At 60.9% G+C, this 17,547-nt stretch carries 16 protein-coding genes and 2 tRNA genes; 11 read left to right on the forward strand and 7 right to left on the reverse strand.

What is annotated here, in order from left to right:
- Nucleotides 1–72 precede the first annotated feature (72 nt).
- Complete coding sequence (locus FIV42_RS28300; RefSeq protein WP_141200950.1) at nt 73–1,140, reverse strand: hypothetical protein; 1,068 nt, start codon at nt 1,138–1,140, stop codon at nt 73–75.
- A gap of 101 nt (nt 1,141–1,241) precedes the next feature.
- Nucleotides 1,242–1,703: a hypothetical protein gene (locus FIV42_RS28305; RefSeq protein ID WP_141200951.1), complete on the reverse strand. Its 462-nt coding sequence runs from the start codon at nt 1,701–1,703 to the stop codon at nt 1,242–1,244.
- Nucleotides 1,704–2,187: 484 nt separating this feature from the next.
- Here FIV42_RS28305 and FIV42_RS28310 point away from each other — a divergent pair, with 484 nt between their 5' ends.
- Entirely contained in the window at nt 2,188–3,942 is a 1,755-nt protein-coding gene (locus FIV42_RS28310; protein WP_168211005.1) for a kelch repeat-containing protein, read from the forward strand.
- A 180-nt stretch (nt 3,943–4,122) separates the two neighbouring features.
- On the opposite strand, the gene FIV42_RS28315 is transcribed toward FIV42_RS28310, so the two are convergent.
- The 3 genes from FIV42_RS28315 to FIV42_RS28325 all read right to left on the reverse strand — a co-directional run bounded on the left by FIV42_RS28315 (nt 4,123) and on the right by FIV42_RS28325 (nt 5,410).
- Nucleotides 4,123–4,195, reverse strand: a tRNA-Ala gene (locus FIV42_RS28315).
- Nucleotides 4,196–4,248: 53 nt separating this feature from the next.
- A tRNA-Ala gene (locus FIV42_RS28320) sits at nt 4,249–4,321 on the reverse strand.
- 69 nt (nt 4,322–4,390) lie between these two features.
- Complete coding sequence (locus tag FIV42_RS28325) at nt 4,391–5,410, reverse strand: outer membrane protein assembly factor BamD (protein WP_141200953.1); 1,020 nt, start codon at nt 5,408–5,410, stop codon at nt 4,391–4,393.
- 150 nt (nt 5,411–5,560) lie between these two features.
- On the opposite strand from FIV42_RS28325, the gene FIV42_RS28330 reads away from it, so the two are divergent.
- The 5 genes from FIV42_RS28330 (at nt 5,561) to FIV42_RS28350 (ending at nt 9,995) form a co-directional block, all read left to right on the forward strand.
- A complete protein-coding gene (locus FIV42_RS28330) occupies nt 5,561–6,961 on the forward strand; it encodes a potassium channel family protein (RefSeq protein ID WP_168211006.1) in 1,401 nt (466 codons plus the stop codon).
- A 42-nt stretch (nt 6,962–7,003) separates the two neighbouring features.
- Entirely contained in the window at nt 7,004–7,660 is a 657-nt protein-coding gene (locus tag FIV42_RS28335) for a MotA/TolQ/ExbB proton channel family protein (RefSeq protein WP_141200955.1), read from the forward strand.
- Between the two features lie 64 nt (nt 7,661–7,724).
- Complete coding sequence (locus tag FIV42_RS28340) at nt 7,725–8,147, forward strand: ExbD/TolR family protein (protein ID WP_141200956.1); 423 nt, start codon at nt 7,725–7,727, stop codon at nt 8,145–8,147.
- The gene (locus FIV42_RS28345; RefSeq protein ID WP_141200957.1) at nt 8,144–9,100 is read left to right on the forward strand and encodes an energy transducer TonB; all 957 of its coding nucleotides are present in this window, start codon (nt 8,144–8,146) and stop codon (nt 9,098–9,100) included. Before FIV42_RS28340 ends, FIV42_RS28345 begins: the two co-directional genes overlap by 4 nt.
- Before the next feature lie 295 nt (nt 9,101–9,395).
- Nucleotides 9,396–9,995, forward strand: coding sequence for a hypothetical protein (locus tag FIV42_RS28350; protein ID WP_141200958.1), 600 nt, complete (start codon nt 9,396–9,398; stop codon nt 9,993–9,995).
- Nucleotides 9,996–10,019: 24 nt separating this feature from the next.
- Here the strand turns inward: FIV42_RS28350 and purM are convergent, their stop codons facing one another.
- Nucleotides 10,020–11,078: a phosphoribosylformylglycinamidine cyclo-ligase gene (purM, locus tag FIV42_RS28355; protein ID WP_141200959.1), complete on the reverse strand. Its 1,059-nt coding sequence runs from the start codon at nt 11,076–11,078 to the stop codon at nt 10,020–10,022.
- Nucleotides 11,079–11,280: 202 nt separating this feature from the next.
- Here purM and FIV42_RS28360 point away from each other — a divergent pair, with 202 nt between their 5' ends.
- The 5 genes from FIV42_RS28360 (at nt 11,281) to FIV42_RS28380 (ending at nt 15,131) form a co-directional block, all read left to right on the forward strand.
- Nucleotides 11,281–12,009 (forward strand): glycosyltransferase family 2 protein, encoded by a 729-nt coding sequence (locus tag FIV42_RS28360; RefSeq protein WP_281285760.1) that lies wholly within the window; start codon nt 11,281–11,283, stop codon nt 12,007–12,009.
- A complete protein-coding gene (locus FIV42_RS28365; RefSeq protein ID WP_141200961.1) occupies nt 12,006–12,746 on the forward strand; it encodes a TIGR04282 family arsenosugar biosynthesis glycosyltransferase in 741 nt (246 codons plus the stop codon). Before FIV42_RS28360 ends, FIV42_RS28365 begins: the two co-directional genes overlap by 4 nt.
- Before the next feature lie 64 nt (nt 12,747–12,810).
- Nucleotides 12,811–13,479, forward strand: coding sequence for a Crp/Fnr family transcriptional regulator (locus tag FIV42_RS28370; protein WP_141200962.1), 669 nt, complete (start codon nt 12,811–12,813; stop codon nt 13,477–13,479).
- The gene (locus FIV42_RS28375; protein WP_141200963.1) at nt 13,476–14,789 is read left to right on the forward strand and encodes a bifunctional folylpolyglutamate synthase/dihydrofolate synthase; all 1,314 of its coding nucleotides are present in this window, start codon (nt 13,476–13,478) and stop codon (nt 14,787–14,789) included. The genes FIV42_RS28370 and FIV42_RS28375 overlap by 4 nt, the downstream gene beginning before the upstream one ends.
- A 120-nt stretch (nt 14,790–14,909) precedes the next feature.
- Nucleotides 14,910–15,131, forward strand: a complete 222-nt coding sequence (locus tag FIV42_RS28380; RefSeq protein WP_141200964.1) for an RNA polymerase sigma factor region1.1 domain-containing protein — start codon at nt 14,910–14,912, stop codon at nt 15,129–15,131.
- A 154-nt stretch (nt 15,132–15,285) separates the two neighbouring features.
- Here FIV42_RS28380 and FIV42_RS28385 read toward each other — a convergent pair whose 3' ends face one another.
- A complete protein-coding gene (locus tag FIV42_RS28385; protein ID WP_141200965.1) occupies nt 15,286–17,250 on the reverse strand; it encodes an Ig-like domain-containing protein in 1,965 nt (654 codons plus the stop codon).
- Nucleotides 17,251–17,547: the final 297 nt, after the last annotated feature.

Genomic DNA, 17,547 nt, shown 5'->3' on the forward strand with positions numbered 1-17,547 from the left:
GCGCAGCAATAGAAATCTTTGGCGTAACGGCCGTCAATCAACCACTGGCATAGCATAAAACCGGGCGCGCGGTCAGGTGGAGACACAGACGCGACGTGCCAGCCCGTCGTAGGTGTTCCGCGGGGCGCATTGGACGTCCCAGCGGTCGCCGCCTGCTTCGAGGGGGCATCCTCCGCTGCCACTGAGCGAGCCGTCGCCGCAAAGCGGGCTGCAGTGGAAGGTGCCGCTTTGCAGCTCCACGCAGGCCGTGCCGTCTGGGCAGCCGCCGGCGCACTCGAACGTGCACAGACCGGTGTTGAAGTAGCCTTCCAAGCACGTTCCGCCGGTGCAGTTGGTCGCCGACGAGCATTCTTCGCCCACATCGACCGCGGAGTCAAAATAGCACCCCTGCTCGTAGGTCAACTCGCCGGAATCACGCGTGGGCAGGCTCACACAGCTCAGCCCGGCGAGCGCGCAGGTCTCGTTGCACTTGGGCACGCAATGGTCGTAGCTGGCGGCGTTGAAGCTGTCGGAGGACACGCAGATCTCGTCGGGTCCGCAACTGCCCGGCGTGCACGTCGAGGTGCAGTAGGTGCGCGACGGCGCGGGGCTGCAGCTCTCGTCGGAGCCGCAGCGGCATTTTCCGCCGGCGCAATCGGCGTCGGCGGTGCACTCCGAACCGTTGGGATCACCCGAGAGGCACTCGCCGTCGACACATGAGTTGCCGGTGCCGCAATCTTCGGTGCGCCAGGCGGTGCCTCCGGCGCGACAGACCAGGCGAGTCGAGCCGTCGTGGCATTTGGTGTCGCCTGGCTGACAGATCGGCTCGTCGACGCAGGCGCCTTGCTCGCAGATCTTGCCATCCCCACAGGTTTGGTCGGTGAAGCCCGAGCCGTCGTCGGCGCAGGTCGACAAGGTGTTGCCGTCCGAGCAAACCTGCTCGCCGGGACAGCAGACCCCGCACGGATCATCGACAGTGTCGGCGGAATCGACGCCGACGTCGCCCGGATTGGACGCATCGGAGGCGTCATCAGGTTCCGCGGTGTCCTGGCCGGCATCCTGCGGGTTTTGCTCGGCGTCGAGATCGGAAGGAGAGCCGCCCGCACATGCGGTCAGAATCGCGAAAAAAACTACCAGGGCCGTCAAACGAATGAACTGCACGCGTCGATCCCCATCGAAGAAAGAGGGAGTGCTGATCTATGAAATCGTGGTCCCCTCAGCCTACGCGGACCCGCCCGCATTTTCAACGTGTGGTACAGCAATTAATTGGGCGTCTGGGCCGATTCGGCCGCTGCCGACCCTTCGCCAGCCGCGCCTGATTGGCGTTGAGCGGCTTGTTCGGCTTGCTGCGCCTCGGCAATCAGCGCACGCTCGATGAGGTCGACGCGCTGCCAGATCTCTTCGAGGTAGCGGTGGTGGCCGGAGGTCTGCGACTGACCGTAAAACCAACCGGCGACCGCGCCCACCAGCGCCGCCGGGAGTCGGCCGCGCAGAAAGGAGCCGTTGCCCGAGAAGAAGCCGAGTTGGCTACCGATGACGGTAAACTCGAGGGGAAACTCGAGCTCGTGCATAAACTCGGCGATCTCGTCTTTGAAGCCGATCAAGCGTGCCGTCGCGGCTCGCTTTTCGCCCCGGCGAAGGTGAGCTTCGATTTGCAAGAGGCGGGTGGCATACGCGCCGATGCGTTGCTCGGCGCGGGCGTTCAATTTCATGAAATTCGCCATGCTCTTCTCCAACTAGGTAGTTGAGCCGACCGATACGACCTGGTCGTACATCTTCAGTAGGATTTAGTTCACGCAGAATCTAGCACATGAAGGTGGGGCCTCAAGGCCAAGAGGCAAACAAGTCAGGTGACGGTCCCTGTCCCGGTCTAGACCGAGCTCGTCTCGGTGGACGGAAAGCTTGAAAGCTAGATGCGCGCCTCCGTCTCGCTGTAGCGCGCGCACGACGCCGACTCGACGTCCGGCACCGCTGCAGCTCCTCACTTCATCCCCCCCTCACTCAATCGATGACAAGGCGATCACTGTTCGAGCCTGCGACCGAACCTGCAGGGGACAGCAGGGCGGATTGAGTTGATGGAAGGGCGGTGCTAGCTTGAAGCCGCTACTCTTGGCATGCTCACGAAAACTCATCCTCGAAAAGTTTGGGCGGTTTTAAATGTCTCCTTTCTCGTCTGGCGTCCGGAGTTTCCAGACTCTTTCAATTTGTATGGCGGTTCTGCTGACGTGCTTCGCCTGTAGTGATTCTTCTTCGGGGTCGAGCGATGGCGGTTCATCGGACCACCGCAACAGGGACGATGGCTTTCCCAGCGATCAGAAATGCGTCGCCACCCAAGGAGTGACCGACACGGGGGATGCCGGACTGGACGCGTCAGCGGAAGTGCCCGTAAGGATTCAACCCTTCATGTGGGACGGCTCGGACTGGGCCACCAACCATGAGTTTAGTTCTGCCAAGCTTTACTTGAACTGTGGCACGACCGGGGAGCAAATTGAAGAGCACGAACTCGACAGCAGTTCTGGCTCGACGTGGACGGTTAGCAGCCCGGTGGGCAGCCATTTCCGCGTGGTCGTCGAGCTGTATTCCTCCGACTCGACGCTTCTAGCACGCGGTGCCACTGGTTTTTTTGACGTGGCTGAAACGGACGAACAAGTAGACTTAGGCGTCCAACTTGGTCAGCCGGGTGCCTTCGCTCCAGTTGGCTCCGTGGTGCGGCGGAACGGGCAGGCTGAACTCACGCAGAGCCGCATGGATTACCGGGCAATACGCGAGATCGACAGTGACAGATGGCTGGGACGGGTCGGGCATCGCGCAGTGCCTGTGAACTGGGGTGACAAGTTGTTGATCGTCGGTGGCGCTGACTTGGCCGCTGACCTCAGCCCGGCGACTCTGCCCCGGCTCACAGTTGCGCACGACGATCTGATGGAGTTTGACCCTAATACCGGCTACTTTACCGATCTTTCCTTCGACGAGGCTGCTGGTCGCATCAGAGCCGACGGCGCAGACCGTCTGCGCACGGGACGTGCATTTCACACGGCAACACCCCTCGGGCCCGATCGCTTCTTGATCGTCGGTGGACTCACTGTCGAGTCGGCCGAGCCATACGCGGTGGACTCGATCGAGTTGATCGATCTTGGAGAGCCACCTGGTAGTCGCGTCCGTCTGCTCAAAGATAGTTCAGGTGCCAAGGCTTCCCTTCTTACTGCTCGTGCCTTCCACACGGCCACGTATCGTTCGGCAGACAACTCAGTGGTCATCGCCGGCGGGATTTCCACTGACGGTGACGTGCTCAATTCCGTCGAGATCGTCAACCTCGACGACGGCACGGTGAGTGAGGGAACGCCGATGAACTCGGCGCGCACAGATCATCAGGCCGTGCTCATGGCGGACGGTAAGACGGTCTGGGTCCTGGGCGGACGCGACGACTCGAATGTACTTGCCTCTACTGAATTCCTCGAACTCTCGGACGGAGCGACGGCCCCCTCTGCTGGCCCTGTTATGCAAACACCGCGCTTCGAGTTCGCCGCGCTGCGTGTCTCACCAGGCGAATCCGATTCAGTTCTGGTTGTTGGCGGCTACACGGACGTCGAGGGCGACGTTACTGATACATTCGAGTTTAGCAATGACAGGGGCGCTGAGTTCGTGTCGCGTGACAGTTGGCGGTTGGAAGCCCCTCGCGGTGGGTTGGTGGCGGTAGAAGTCCCCCAAAGCCACGATGTGGTCGTCTTAGGCGGGCGCGACGCAGCAGGCGATCGCGTCGGCGACGGTGAAATTCTCAACTTCGGAAGCCTGAACGACCCCAACCCCTACGTTGCCACGACCACAAGCAACTCCACAGTGAATCAGCGAAGTGATTTTACGGCCAGCCTTCTCTTGAACGGGAAGGTGGTGTTGGTGGGCGGGATTGGCACCTGGAGCGGCACCACGACCGCGCTGGATAACGCTGAGTACTTTACGCCCAAATGATGGACGGACTACGTCTGATGGCCGCCAGTGTGAGGGGCGAGAGTCTGGGATCAGGCGGAAGTTCGCGGGCGGGGCAGGAGCGGGAATGTGAATTGGCACTTCATAACCTAAGAGGCAAACAACAACGCAAAAGGCCGACTCAGCGTGTGGCTGAATCGGCCTTTTGTCTGTGCTTCGAAGTGGAGCCAGAGGGACTTGAACCCTCGACCTCTACACTGCCAGTGTAGCGCTCTCCCAGCTGAGCTATGGCCCCATGGGTCAAATTGTGTGCTGCTCGCCGAACCAGCGGTTCGGGGTGCTCTAAAGTGGAGCCAGGGGGACTTGAACCCCCGACCTCTACACTGCCAGTGTAGCGCTCTCCCAGCTGAGCTATGGCCCCATTTGGGTTTCCGTCGGCGGGGCTATTTCCGCCGCGGGACGCAGTTTATAGGGGAGGTTTTCAGGCGTGTCAATGACTTTTTTCGACGGTGGCCGATTCGTCCTTCGAGCCAGACTCGGAGGCATCGCCAGCGCCGCCCGCCGGGTCACCCTTGGCGCCGCCGACCTTTTGGCGCAAGTACTCGGCGTACCGCTGATAATCGGAACGCGGCTGGGCTTTGGCAAGTCGGTCGAAGTACTCGAGCGCCTTTTCGTAGTCGCCGGCCTTGTAGGCGAGCATCCCGTAGGCAAAGCCGGCGTTGTAGTTGGGGAACTGACGGGCGAGCTTGGCAAGAAACTTCTGGCGCTCCTCGAGGGTGTAGCCGATGGCATCTTCGACGCGCCACCGGGCAAAGGCCAGGGCGCCTTCCTTGGTCAACTGGGCCCACGGGTCTTTCTGGTCGTGAATGATATGCGCCCATCGGTACCGGTTGAGCAGGTCGACGATGTGCGGGGAGACCTTCGACGACCACTTGCCTTCCTCGGTCACCAGACCGCGCTCGACCAAAACGGGCAAGAGCTTTCCGCAGTTGTCACGGTAGGCCGCGAATTCTTCGGCGGGCGGATTTGCCTTGGCCTCGTCCATCGTGACTTGGCCGGACTGGATCGCCCCGAGCAATGTGTCCAACCCGGTGGCGCATTCGCGAAAGACGGGCTCGCCGGTGACCACGAAGGCGTCGAAGCCCGAGCCGAGCACGGTTTCGTTGGCCCAGACCTTAACGGTGGCTGCGCGTTTGAGCTGCTCCTCTTGGGAGACGCCGCCAAATTGAGCGCGGTGCACCTGGCGGGCGGCCGCGATCAGCTCTTGCCACTCACCTTGGACTTGCTGCAGGTTAACGTCGGCATACTTCTCTTGACGCTGCTGCTCCAACTTCTGCTGATTGACGGTCAACTCGGGGAACTGGAAATCCTCGTCGGTGACCTCGCGCGCCGGACCCATGCGCCAATAGGCAAACCCGGCGGCGAGCAGGGCGCAGATGAGCAGGCCGGCGATGATCGTCGCGTCGAGCTTGGACGGCTGCGGTACGTTCGAAGAGAGCTTGTTGCCCATCAATGACTCCATACTCCTGAGGAGGGCAGGCCGGTGGGCCCGCCCGGGTTCAGGCTGAAAGGGCGGTTCGATACGGACCGGCCTTGTCAGCGCTGATGAGTGCATGCAGAGTAAATGGCTTTGCGCTCAGGAATCAATGCGGATGTACCCATGGCGTTGCGTCGCAAAGTAAGAAAAGTACTCAATCACCGAGTCACCGAGGCCCTCGTTGCGCTGCTCATCATCGTCTCGGTGGTGCTGGTGCTGGCCGAGGCTTGGCTGCAACGCACCGATCCGTTGTATTGGCAGATCCGGCGGGCGAACGACGTCATCACGCTGGTGTTCGTCATCGAGTTGTTCATTCGCTACTACGCCGAGCGCCGAAAGGAGCGCTTCTTTCGAAAGTGCTGGTATGACATCCTCGCGGTGCTTCCGGTCTTTCGGGCGGTGCGCTTTCTGCGCGTGCTTCGCTTGCTTCGACTCTACCGGCTGGGCATCATCGCCACGCGCCGGCTGCGCCGCTTCTCCAGCGCCTTTCGGGTGGTACGTGTCGAGTACGTCATCGTCGGGCTGACGATCCTGACGGTCGTGCTCATGGGGGCGATGTCGATGCGGGTGGTCGAGGGGCGGTTTAACGCCGATTTCGCCACACTCGACCAGTCGTTGTGGTTTGCAGTGATGACCTTGATTGCGGCCGAGCCGGTCGGCGGAGCCCCCGTCACTCCGATGGGGCGGGTCGTAACCCTGGCGATGATGCTCAGCGGATTGACCGTTTTCGCGGTCTTTACCGGTACGGTGTCCGCGGTGATGATCGAAACGCTTCGAAAAGTAAGGTTGCATGGCATGGAACTCGACGATTTGTACGAACACGTGATCATCTGCGGCTGGAATCAAGCCGGCCCGCTGGTGGTGCGCGAGTTGATGAACGACGCACGCTACGACCACTTTGTGATCATCACCGAGAACGAGGCGATCGAGAACGATCCGGTCGTCCAAGAGTTCCCCGACCAAATCTTGACCCTCGTGGGCGATTATACCCGCATCGATTGCCTCAAGGAGGCCGGCGTCGAGCGCGCCGGCGTGGCATTGCTGTTGGCGGATTCGACGATGGAGGAGCGCTCGACCCAAGATCGCGACGCGCGCACGGTGCTGGCGGCCATGCTCATCGAAAAACTCAACGCCGACATTTACACCACCGTGCAGCTGCTCAACCGTGACAATGAGGCGAGCCTGCGTCGGGTTGGCGTCGAGGAGATCATCGTCAGCGAGGAGTATGTCGGCAACATTATGGCCACGGTCACACGCAATCGTGGAATTGTTTCGATGCTCGACGAACTTCTTACTACAGCGTACGGACATCAGTTTTATCGATGCGCGATTCCCTCCGAAATGATTGGTATGCACATCGGAGACGCGATCTCGCATCTCAAGAAAGAATACGACGCAACTTTGCTGGCGGTGGACCTGCAAAACGGGCCGAGGATCAACTCGGTCAAGGTCAACCCACCGACCGATTTGGTGCTCGAAGAGACGCACTTTGTTTATATCGCCGCCCCCAAACCGATCGATTGATCGGGAGAGGGCGGATTCTCAGACATACACTCTCGAGGAACGATGCTTACCGAAATTCTGCTGGACGCGGCGCTCATTGGCGCCGAATGGGTGCTGTGGCTACTGGTCATCCTCAGCTTGCTGAGCGTGCTCGCCATGATCGAGCGGGCGATGTTCTACGGAAAGCGTGCGATCGACATCCAAGCGCTGCGAGGCAAGCTCGAGCAGCACTTCAGCAAGGCCGAGTTCGAGAAGGCCGCCAAGATGCTCGAGGAGTACGCCGAGACGATGGAGGCGCGCGTGGTTCTCTTTGGCATTCGCGACTGGGAACGCGGCGCTGCGGCCGTCGAAGATCGCATGACCGGTGCCCTGTCGACCGAGAAGAACCGCTACGAGAAGTACCTGGCGTTTCTCGGTACGGTCGGCAACAACGCGCCGTTCATCGGGCTCTTCGGGACGGTGCTGGGGATTATCGGTGCCTTCGAGAACCTGGCGGAGGGAAGCCAAGAAGCAGCCCAGATGGTCATGGCGGCTATCGGTGAGGCGCTCGTGGCCACCGGCGTCGGCCTTCTGGTCGCCATCCCGGCGGTCATCGCGTTCAACGCCTTCAAAACGCGCATCAAGAAGTCGGTCGCCCAGACCGATTTGTTGGGGCGCACGCTGCTGGCCTACCTCAGAAATGAGAAGCCGCCGCGCGGCGCTGACGGCACGGCCAGCTAGACCTCGGCCGAACTAGAGCAGGGCGCAGCCCGGAAACCACTGAACCAATCGGACTGGATAAATCATGGCTGGGTTCAACTCGGGAGACGACGAAGACGTCATTGCGGGGATCAACGTCACACCGCTTGTCGACATCGTCTTGGTGTTGCTGATCATCTTCATGGTCACCACCTCCTATATCGTAAAGCAGCAAATCAAAGTCGATCTGCCCAAGGCCGCCAGCGGCGAGTCCGAGGTGCAGTCGACGCTGACCTTCAAGATTTCGGAGGACGGCGTCTACTTCTTGGATGGCAACGAGACCACCCTCGAGCAGATTGGGGCGACGGTGAAGTCACGTCTGAAGAAGGAGCCCGAGAGCAGGGCGATCATCGCCGCCGACAAGAAGGTCGACTACGGAAAGGTCGTCGACCTGATCGACACGATCAAGCAGAACGGGCTGGATAAATTCGCCCTGAACATCGAGAAGAAACAGAAGGCGACCCCGTGAGTGACAAGGCTCCAACATCCGAAAAGGACCGGAGCAGCGAGGGCGCGCCCATCCGTGATCCGCTGTACGAAGAGAAGCGGACGCTCGCCCAGCGCCTCCTGTCGAGCACCGGAGGGCTGGTCGGTGCCGTGGTCGTACACGCCGTGGCGGCGTTCTTGCTGATGACGCTCGCCCCCATGTGCAACGTTGCGCATACAGACGACGAGCCGGACGAGGACTCGATTGTCGAGGTGGCTGTGGTCGACGAGCCGGAGCCGCCGCCTCCCCCACCCGAGCCGGAACCCGAGCCTGAGCCTGAACCCGAGCCTGAGCCCGAGCCTGAACCCGAACCCGAACCCGAACCTGAGCCCGAACCCGAACCGGAGCCCGAACCCGAGCCCGAGCCGGAACCTGAACCCGCGCGTGAGCCGGAGCCGAGCGAGCAGCCGGATCCGAACGCCAAGCAGGCTGAATCGATGAACCCGGTGCATCTGGAGGGGCTGACGGCCGACTCGGCCTCGGATTCGGGCGACGCGCCTGCGTTCAAAATTGGAACCGGAATCAAGACGGGAAAGGTCACCAAAAAGTACGTCGACCCGAAGCGTTTCGGGAAGATCAAGACGGGCAAGGGCGACGGTGACGGCTATGGAAGCGGCGACAAGCCGGCGCCCAAAGGCAAGCCTGGCGGCGCCACTCGCAAGCCCAAAGCGATCGCGCGACCGAAGGCCGATCCGTCCGAATATCCCCTGCAAGCCAAACGTCGAGGGATCGGCGGTACGGTCGTGGCAATTTTGACCATCGACACCAAGGGCAAGGTGGTGGCGGTCAACATCATCAAGAGTGCCGGCAATGGCTTTGACGAGCTCGCCGAGAAGACCTTCCGCAAGTGGAAATTCGAGCCTGCTCTCGACAACGGAGTGCCTGTACAGGACACCATTCGTGCCACGCATGTCTTCGAAGTCGACGACTACTGAACGCGTCAGCCGGCGCGCAACCACCTCGTATTCCGATCAAAACCCAGGGCGGGATTTTCTAAAGTTTTGAAAAGGGGGCGTTTTTTCGGTTGCCCCCTTTTTTCGCGGACTTACGCTCACTACACTAGGTAGTACGATCATCATGCATGGGCTGCAGTACTGAACAAAGCAGCACTGAACAAACGATCATGTTTTTCTTGCGCACTATCCGTATGTGCAGTACAAACATGTTCAGGTGACAGAATGTTCAGTAGAACAATGTTCAGTGCCCATCGGCTATTTCACGGACGAACCCATGCTGCATGAACAGATTTCAAAAGCCACGAATGGCATCTCCTCAGTTCCGGCGAACCAAATCACGGCCACACGTTCGGTCGACCAGATCTTGGCCCGCCGCCAAGCGCGACTGCGCGAGCGTAAGCAGGTCTTTCCACCTGATTTTTTGCATGGTGAGGCTCAACTCGACGAGATCTACGAGGTCTTCAGCGAGTGTTGGGTCGAGCAAGCGATCTTCGTCGAGGAGTTCCGCGACGACGATGGTGACCTAGTAGCTTGGACCGCAGCCTGGTTCGACGATCGATTCCTAAACGTCGAGCAGGCGGTGCGCGACGAGGTCGACGACCTGGAAGGACGGCTGGATGACTTGATTGGCGCGCGTCGAAGCGTGGTGCGGCTCTGTCTGGACGCGCCCAAATCGGCGCGCGATGAGAAAGGGCTGGCGGTGCGTTGCTCGCTGGGGCGCCTGCTCGAGCTCGAGCAGACTCGCCTGGCGGTGGTACGCGACAAAGAGTTTTCCGACCCGCGTGCAGTCTACTCGCAGCGTGACGACGTGCTCCAAGACTCGCGCACCAGCATCCTGTCGACCATTTGCCTCTGCGCGCGTCTGGCTCGCTGAAAGAGACGCACGAAGAGTCGGGTTTCAAAGATTGAGGTCGATGCCTTCGCCGGCGTTGACCGAACCGATCTCCCAGGCCTCGAAGCCGCACTCGTTTGCCGCTTCGATGATTCCGTCTGCGTCGTCGACGATGACGGCGAGGCCGATCCCCATATTGAAGACGCGGTACATCTCGTCGGTCGCGACGCTTCCGTGTTTCTTCAGGAAATCGAAAATTGCCGGATTTTCCCAGCTCGATGCGTCGATCGTGGCGCCGAGTCCTTCCGGGAGCGCGCGCGGCAGATTTTCGTAGAACCCACCCCCCGTGATGTGCACCAGTCCGTGGACATCGTGCGCATCGAGTAGATCCCGCACAAAACCTGCATAGATTCGCGTCGGCTCGAGCAAGACCTCGCCGAGAGTACGCTCGGAGGCGAGCTCCTCGTAGACCGCGTTCAGGTCGAGCTCATTGTCGCTGACGATCTTGCGCACCAAGCTAAACCCGTTGCTGTGCACCCCGCTCGAAGCGATGCCGATGATCGTATCGCCATCTTCGACCTGTTCGGGAGTAATCATCGCCCCACGCTCGACCGCGCCGACGCAAAAACCGGCGATGTCGTACTCGCCCTCATCATAAAACCCGGGCATCTCGGCGGTCTCGCCGCCAATCAACGCACAGCCGCTCTGTTTGCAGCCTTCGGCGACACCGCGCACCACGTCCTCGGCCTGATCGGGGCGCAGTTTGCCGGTGGCGAAGTAGTCGAGGAAGAAGAGGGGGCGAGCGCCGGTGGTGATGACGTCGTTGACGCACATCGCCACGCAGTCGATGCCGATGGTGTCGTGGCGGTCGAGTTGGAAGGCGAGCTTGAGCTTGGTCCCCACTCCGTCGGTCCCGGAGACCAATACAGGGTCGGCCCCCTCGTCGCCGACCACGCCGGCTTCGCGCAGGCCGAACAGGCCACCGAAACCGCCAATGCCGGAGAGCACACCGGGGATACGGGTTTGTTCGACGACGGCGCCGAGGCGCGAGACGGTCTCTTCGGCGGCCTCGAGATTGACGCCGGCGTCTTTGTACGAGCTGGGCTTGTCGCTGGAATCACTCATGATTTGCTCGTGGGCGGATTAGGGGAGTAGAGCAGCCTTTGGAGTCGTTTGCGCTGCACGCACACGGCGCGTACTATGCCGCTCCGCAGCGAGTTTGCAAGCGCGATTCGTTCTCTCATTTTCGGGTTTGTACTGCATGGCTTTCCATAGCAGCAAAGCGCACAAGTCGACGGCCGGTCGCGGTTGGGGCCGACGAGGGGGGGTGTGGTGGCCAAAAGACCATAATCCCCAGGTGCCCGAGAGCACCACAATCGACGTGCTCATTCCCGCGCTCAATGAAGAGAAAAGCATCGGCCACGTGCTCGACGCCATTCCCGACGGGTGGGTGCGACGGGTGGTCGTGGTCGATAACGGGAGCACTGATCAAACCGCGGTGGTAGCGCGCGAGCATGGCGCCGAGGTCGTCTTCGAGCAGCAGCGCGGCTACGGCGCGGCATGTCTGGCAGGGCTTCGCCACCTCGCGCACGACCCTCCCGATATCGTCACCTTCATGGACGCCGACTTCAGCGATCACCCTAACGAGCTCCCCCGCGTGGTCGAGCCGATCTTGAATGACGGTGTCGACCTGGTGATTGGAAGCCGCACCATCGGTCAAAACGAGCCGGGCGCGCTGTTGCCGCAGGCTGTCTTCGGCAACAAGCTCGCTTGCTTTCTCGTCGAGGTGCTCTACGGCTATCGGTTCACAGACCTCGGGCCATTTCGCGCCGTTCGCTGGTCGAGCCTCCAGCTGATCGGTATGGAGGACGAAGACTTCGGCTGGACGGTCGAAATGCAGGTCAAAGCCGCCAAAATGCACCTGTCAGCCGTTGAGGTGCCGGTCAGCTATCGCAAACGCGTCGGCGTCTCCAAGATCACCGGCACCCTGAAGGGAACGGTGCTAGCCGGTCACAAAATCCTGTACACGATCTTCAAGGAGTATTTGGACCCGTGAGTGGCCAACTACATGCGGTCACGGTGGCTGTCTTTGCCAAAGCGCCGCGGCAGGGGCGGGTCAAGACGCGCTTGGCAGCCGACCTTGGCGACGAGCGCGCCGTAGCCGCTTACGAGTGCTTCCTGGCGGATATCGCGTCGATGCTCTCGACCCTGGAGTCCGAATTGGGCTGCGCTGTGTCGACGGTTCTGGCGTATGCGGGAGAGCCCGAGCACGATGGGTTCGACGTCTTTCGAGACGCCGGCTTTGCGTTCATGGCGCAAGGTGAGGGCGATTTGGGGGCGCGGTTGACCCGGGTGACCAACGGTTGCTTCGAGCGCGGCGCCGAGCGCCTGCTCATCATCGGCACGGACAGCCCCACGCTGGGCCCGCAGCACTTCCGCCAAGCGTTGGACTGCTTGGAGCGCAGCGATGTGGCGCTGGGTCCATCATTCGACGGCGGCTACTACCTGATTGGTCTGCGTGAAGCCCACACTGCGGTCTTCGAGCAAATTGACTGGAGCACCGGGCGCGTTTTCGGCCAGACGGTGCGTCGATGCCGGGAGTCTTCGCTCTTGTGTGAGGCGCTCGAATTCTGGTACGATGTCGACACGTTCGATGACCTGAAATTGCTCCAGACACACCTGTTCGACTACCTTCGTTATCGAAAACCGACAATCGCGAACAGAACAGCCGAGTTCATCGAGAAGCTCGTCAAAGAGGGCATTTTTCGCCGCCGTCCCGACAACCACGACTAGAGGCGGGGCCTGACGGCGCCGGGTCACGCGCCAGATTTCGCACCACACGATGTGAGGAGTTCTTTTGGCCAAGCAAGCGAAAGCAAAACAATCGAGCGACAAGGGCGTCAAGCAGTGCCCGGCGGGCACCGTCCTGTTTCGCGAAGGCGAGCAGGGCAACAAGATGTACGTCATCAAGTCGGGACGCGTGCGCCTGTCCAAAAAGGTGCAAGACACCTCGATCGTCCTCGAAGACCTCGGGGCCGGCTCGTTTTGTGGTGAGCTGTCGATGGTCAACGACCAGCCGCGTCCGGTGACCGCGACGGTCATCAAGAATGCCGCGGTCATCCAAATCGACGCCAGTCAGTTCGAGAATATGCTGCGGAGCAATTCGGACATCGCCGTCCGGATGATGAAACGCATGACCGAGCGACTGACGCGCGCACAGTACCGCCTGTCGAATTTCTCGTTGCGCACCACCAAGGCGCGACTGATGCACCAGCTTCGCTACGAGGTGCTTACGCAGTCCGAGAACGGCTCGTTGCATGCGTCGGTGGCGATTCCCGACAATATCGCCGATGTACTCGGCCTGGAGGTCGGTGAGCTCAAGCGTCTGCTGACCAGCCTGGTCAAAGACGATCTGATCACCATCAATCAGCAGGGTCAGTTCCAGATCATCGACCCGCAGGCTTACGATCGCTACCTGCGCTTCCTCGAACTCCATGATCGCTTCGAGTTCGCCGACCCGTCGTGAGTAAGCCCGACAATTCGGCCGCTTCCTCCCAGTGGCAGGCGTTCATCGAACGCCTGTACCGGCAGAGCGAGTTCGCCATCAAGCTCGGACTCGAGTCGATCGACTCGGCCCTCGAGAGGGAAGGCCGACCAGAAGGCGCTTATCGCGTGATTCTGGTCGGCGGCACCAACGGCAAAGGGGAGACGTCCTCGTTTCTGTCGTCCATCTTGACCGCCCACGGATTCTCCGTCGGGCTATTTACCAGTCCGCACATTCTCGACTTTCGCGAGCGTTTTCGAGTCGATGGCCAGTTGATGAGCCGCGCCTCTGTGCTCGAGTTGGGCCAACGCGTCATTGCCGAGTACGGCGAGCCGGACGGCCCGGGGCCCCAGTTGACGTTTTTCGAACTGGCGACTCTTATGGCGGCCGTCGGTTTTGCCGATGTCGGTGTCGACGTTGCCGTCTTCGAAGTGGGTCTCGGCGGCCGACTCGACGCGACCAATGCGCTACCTGCCGAGCTCAGCGTGATCACCTCGGTTGCGCTGGACCATAAACAATACTTAGGCGACACGCTCGAGCTGGTGGCCACCGAGAAAGCCGGCATCTTTCGGCCCGAGCGTCCGGCGGTCGTCGGCCGCCAGGCACATCGCGAAGCTGAGAGGACACTCCGCGCGCTCGCGCCCGAGGGGACGTGCTTCTTCGGCGATGACTTCGGCGTCGATGACGAGGGCGCTGTCGTACTCGAACCCCAGGGGTTGCGCTTCGATTGGACGCAGGGCCTGCCGCCCACGCGACAGTGGAATGCCGCGTGCGCCGTCCAAGCTGCGAGCTGCTTTCTAGGCGACGAACTCGATCCCGAGGCGCTCTCGCGCGGCCTCAATAGTGCTCGTTGGCCAGGCCGCCTCGACTTTCGCTCGCTCGGCGCCCACGACTATCTCTTCGACGCCGCCCACAATCCCGACGGGGCGCAGGCTCTCTTCGACTACATCGACTCGGCAGGTGTCGAGGTCGGCGCGGTCGTCTGCTCGGCCATGTCCGATAAAGATCTCGCCGGCATTTTCACCCACCTTCCCGACGATCTACCCGTCTTTGCGGCTGTGCTCGATTCGCCACGCGGTGCAACCTCCGAGCAGTTGCGTGCATCTCTACAGAGTAAGCAGCTTGCTGCAGTCGGGTCGACCGACAGGATGCTCGCCCAGGCTCGGAACATAGTAGATAGGTCCGAGGGTAGGGCACATATCCTGGTGTTCGGCTCGATTTATCTGCTCGGCGAGTGCTTCGAGACGCTTGGCATCGAGGCGAATTCGCTGGTCACGTACCTCGGCTCATAGGAAGCAGACCTAATTGGTCTGTTCCCTCGCAGGACGGGCTGGCCCCAATCGTTGCACCAGTCGATCTGGTGCTTACGTTGCCAAACGATATAGCCAAATTTCCGAACCGAGGAGTACGCAATGGCGGAAGAAGAAGAGGAAGAATTCGGCAGCCCGGAGGCGACGGATTTCCACGGGCGCAAGCGCGAACTGCTCAAGCATGGTCTCGAAAAGGGCGAGCTTAGCTGGACAGAAATCCAGAAGGCGCTGCCTCGGGAGCACCTGACGGACACGGAACTCGAAGTGCTCCTGTTCACGTGCAAGAATATGGGGATCGACGTCACCGGCGATCGCCCTCGATAAGCAGGGACGCGGCGAAAACGTAAAAGAGTAAAAGAGTAAAAGAGTAAAAGAGTAAAAGAGTAAAAGAGCGAAAAAGCGAAGGGACGAAGCGCAAGAAAACGAAAGAGCCCCACTCTCGCGATGAGAGTGGGGCTCTTTTGTGCGTCAGGACAGCTTAGAAGCTGGAGCGCTCGCCCCAGAAGTTGCCGTCGACTTCAGCGGTGTAGCTGTCGCTGAACTTGATACGGACTGCCCACTTGCACTGCATTTCGGCAGGCTCTTCCTGGCCGAAGTGCTGGATGTAGGGAAGCGGCTTGCCTTCCCATTCGGCCGGGTAGACCTCGGGCTGGCTGATCGTGCAGTGCTCGCCGTCGGGCGTGCCCAGCAAGAAGACCTCGCTGCCGTCGGCCACCAGGTTGTTGGCGGCGTAGTCGCGAAGCTGGTCGCTGGCCTGAGCCAGAAGGCTGTCACACAGGTTCTCGACGATCTGGTAGGTGCTTTCGCCCGGGTCGGCGACCTGGTCGGCGACCGAAGCGCAGCTGATCATCTCCTGAAGTGCCAGCTCGAGGCTATCACACGGCTGGTTGTCGGCGCTTCCGCACTGCGAGCCGAAGATCTCGGGCAGCACGACCTTCTCGATGATGGCGATGAGCAGTGCGCCGTAGTTGAGCGAGAGGCTGTGCTGGTTGATCTGCAGCTTGTCAGCGCCGAACACGGCACCGTCGAAGGTGCCCTCGACCGGGGCGTCGTTGTCGGTCATGTCGAGTTGACGTGCGCCGAAGCGACGCTGGGCGCAAGCGTCCTGGTCGGTGGCGTTCTCGCAGCCACGACTCCAGTAGAAGATGAAATCGTTCCAGGTCTGCTCGCCGGCGCCGGCCGGCAGGATGCCGACGACTTCACCGGTGTTGGGATCGATGGAGACCTGCGGAGCATCGTTGATGCGAATGACACCTTCGACCTTAAACTCACGAAGCGTGCGGTAGATGTCGCCAGTGATGTTCACTGCGTTGCGCACCCAGTCCGGCGCGTCGTTCTGGATCCAGTTGTCGGCGATGGAGTTGATGGCATCGCGAACCAGGCCGTTGCCGATGCTCGAGCCCAAGAAGCTCTCGATGGAATCTTTGAGATCGCCGTCGGGCAGGAAGTCGACCAGGAGTTGGACGATACCGGGGCTGCCGGCCGGGCAGTCGGCGGTGCCGCTGTCGGGGCAGCCGACCACGAAGCTACCGGGATCGGTGGCCAGGCGGCCGATAAGCTCGACGACGGTGCGCACGTTGTCGGGCAGGGCGCCGGTCAGGTCGAACTGATGGGTGACGGCGTACTCGCCGGTGATGGTCGGGATGTGGTCGACCAAGGTGACCAACACGTCGACGGGCTGGCCGTTGGTGATCTCGGGGTTGTTGTCGGCGCAACCGTAGGCAACCTCGACCTCGTTGTTGTCGAGCGATTTCGCCCAAGCTGCGACCGTATACGAGTCACCGTTGGGGCGGTCGGGGAAGACGACCGTCGGCATGTTGCCGGCGGCATCGACCAGGCCCTGCTTCTCGACGACTGCGGTTTGGTTCGGGTTGGCGGCAAGCTCATCGCAGGTCACGTCGGGCTGGAACAGGCGCACCGTGATCGGCTTGATCTGGGCGCTGCCATTGTGCTCGAAGGAGACGCGGTAGCTCGCCGAGCCCTTGGTGGAGACGCCGACGACCCATTTGATGGGCTCGATGGCGTCTTGGCTGGTGGTCGCCACCAATTCACCGGTGCCAACCACGTTGCCTGCGCTAAGCGTGGTCTTGGCGATACCGTTCGAGTCGGTATAGGCGCTCGAAGCACCGATGCTGATCTCGGTGCCGTCGAAGGTTCCCTCGAAGCTAATGAGGGCGTTTTCGACAGGTTGGCCATCTTCGTCGACCAGCTTCGCCTGAATCTCGCGCTCGTTGAGCGTTGTCAGGTCGACGACGCAGTTGGTCTGGCCCTCATTGCAGTCGGGGCCGACGTGCAACAGCTCGCCGGTGTCGGGCGGCTCGATGGGATCATCGATCCGGTTGTTGTCATTTACGTTGTTAGCCTGCGCCGGGTCGTCGGTGCAGCTTACTGCGCCAAGCGCCAGCAAGCTCACCATGAGCGCGGCCAATATTCGTCGTGCCATAAACATTCAGGACTCCTTGAGCCTTCTTTTCTTGTCTGAGCAAAAAACTCGCCGAACGAGAATTTCAGAAAATTTTTCGCGTATACGGGTGAAGACGCCTTATACTATGCGAAACACCGGGGTGATTTCAAAACCTTTGTCAGGAATCTGGTGGGAAATATGCCAGAGATTGCAGTTTCTTGACACCCCCGACTGCCATGCTAGCATCGCTGGAGTGAAGTAGATCACTATTGATGCGACAAACCAGGTAAGTTTGGAGGTCGGTTGGGCCCGTGCCCGAACGCCTCGACATGCCGC

Origin of the sequence: Persicimonas caeni (genome assembly GCF_006517175.1) — a bacterium.
Taxonomy (GTDB): Bacteria; Myxococcota_A; Bradymonadia; order Bradymonadales; family Bradymonadaceae; genus Persicimonas; species Persicimonas caeni.

Coding starts and splice junctions, on each gene's coding strand:
- FIV42_RS28305 (WP_141200951.1), bottom strand. CDS start 1,703: ATGGCGAATTTCATGAAATTGAACGCCCGCGCCGAGCAACGCATCGGC.
- FIV42_RS28310 (WP_168211005.1), top strand. CDS start 2,188: ATGGCGGTTCTGCTGACGTGCTTCGCCTGTAGTGATTCTTCTTCGGGG.
- FIV42_RS28325 (WP_141200953.1), bottom strand. CDS start 5,410: ATGGGCAACAAGCTCTCTTCGAACGTACCGCAGCCGTCCAAGCTCGAC.
- FIV42_RS28330 (WP_168211006.1), top strand. CDS start 5,561: ATGGCGTTGCGTCGCAAAGTAAGAAAAGTACTCAATCACCGAGTCACC.
- FIV42_RS28335 (WP_141200955.1), top strand. CDS start 7,004: ATGCTTACCGAAATTCTGCTGGACGCGGCGCTCATTGGCGCCGAATGG.
- FIV42_RS28340 (WP_141200956.1), top strand. CDS start 7,725: ATGGCTGGGTTCAACTCGGGAGACGACGAAGACGTCATTGCGGGGATC.
- FIV42_RS28350 (WP_141200958.1), top strand. CDS start 9,396: ATGCTGCATGAACAGATTTCAAAAGCCACGAATGGCATCTCCTCAGTT.
- purM (WP_141200959.1), bottom strand. CDS start 11,078: ATGAGTGATTCCAGCGACAAGCCCAGCTCGTACAAAGACGCCGGCGTC.
- FIV42_RS28380 (WP_141200964.1), top strand. CDS start 14,910: ATGGCGGAAGAAGAAGAGGAAGAATTCGGCAGCCCGGAGGCGACGGAT.
- FIV42_RS28385 (WP_141200965.1), bottom strand. CDS start 17,250: ATGGCACGACGAATATTGGCCGCGCTCATGGTGAGCTTGCTGGCGCTT.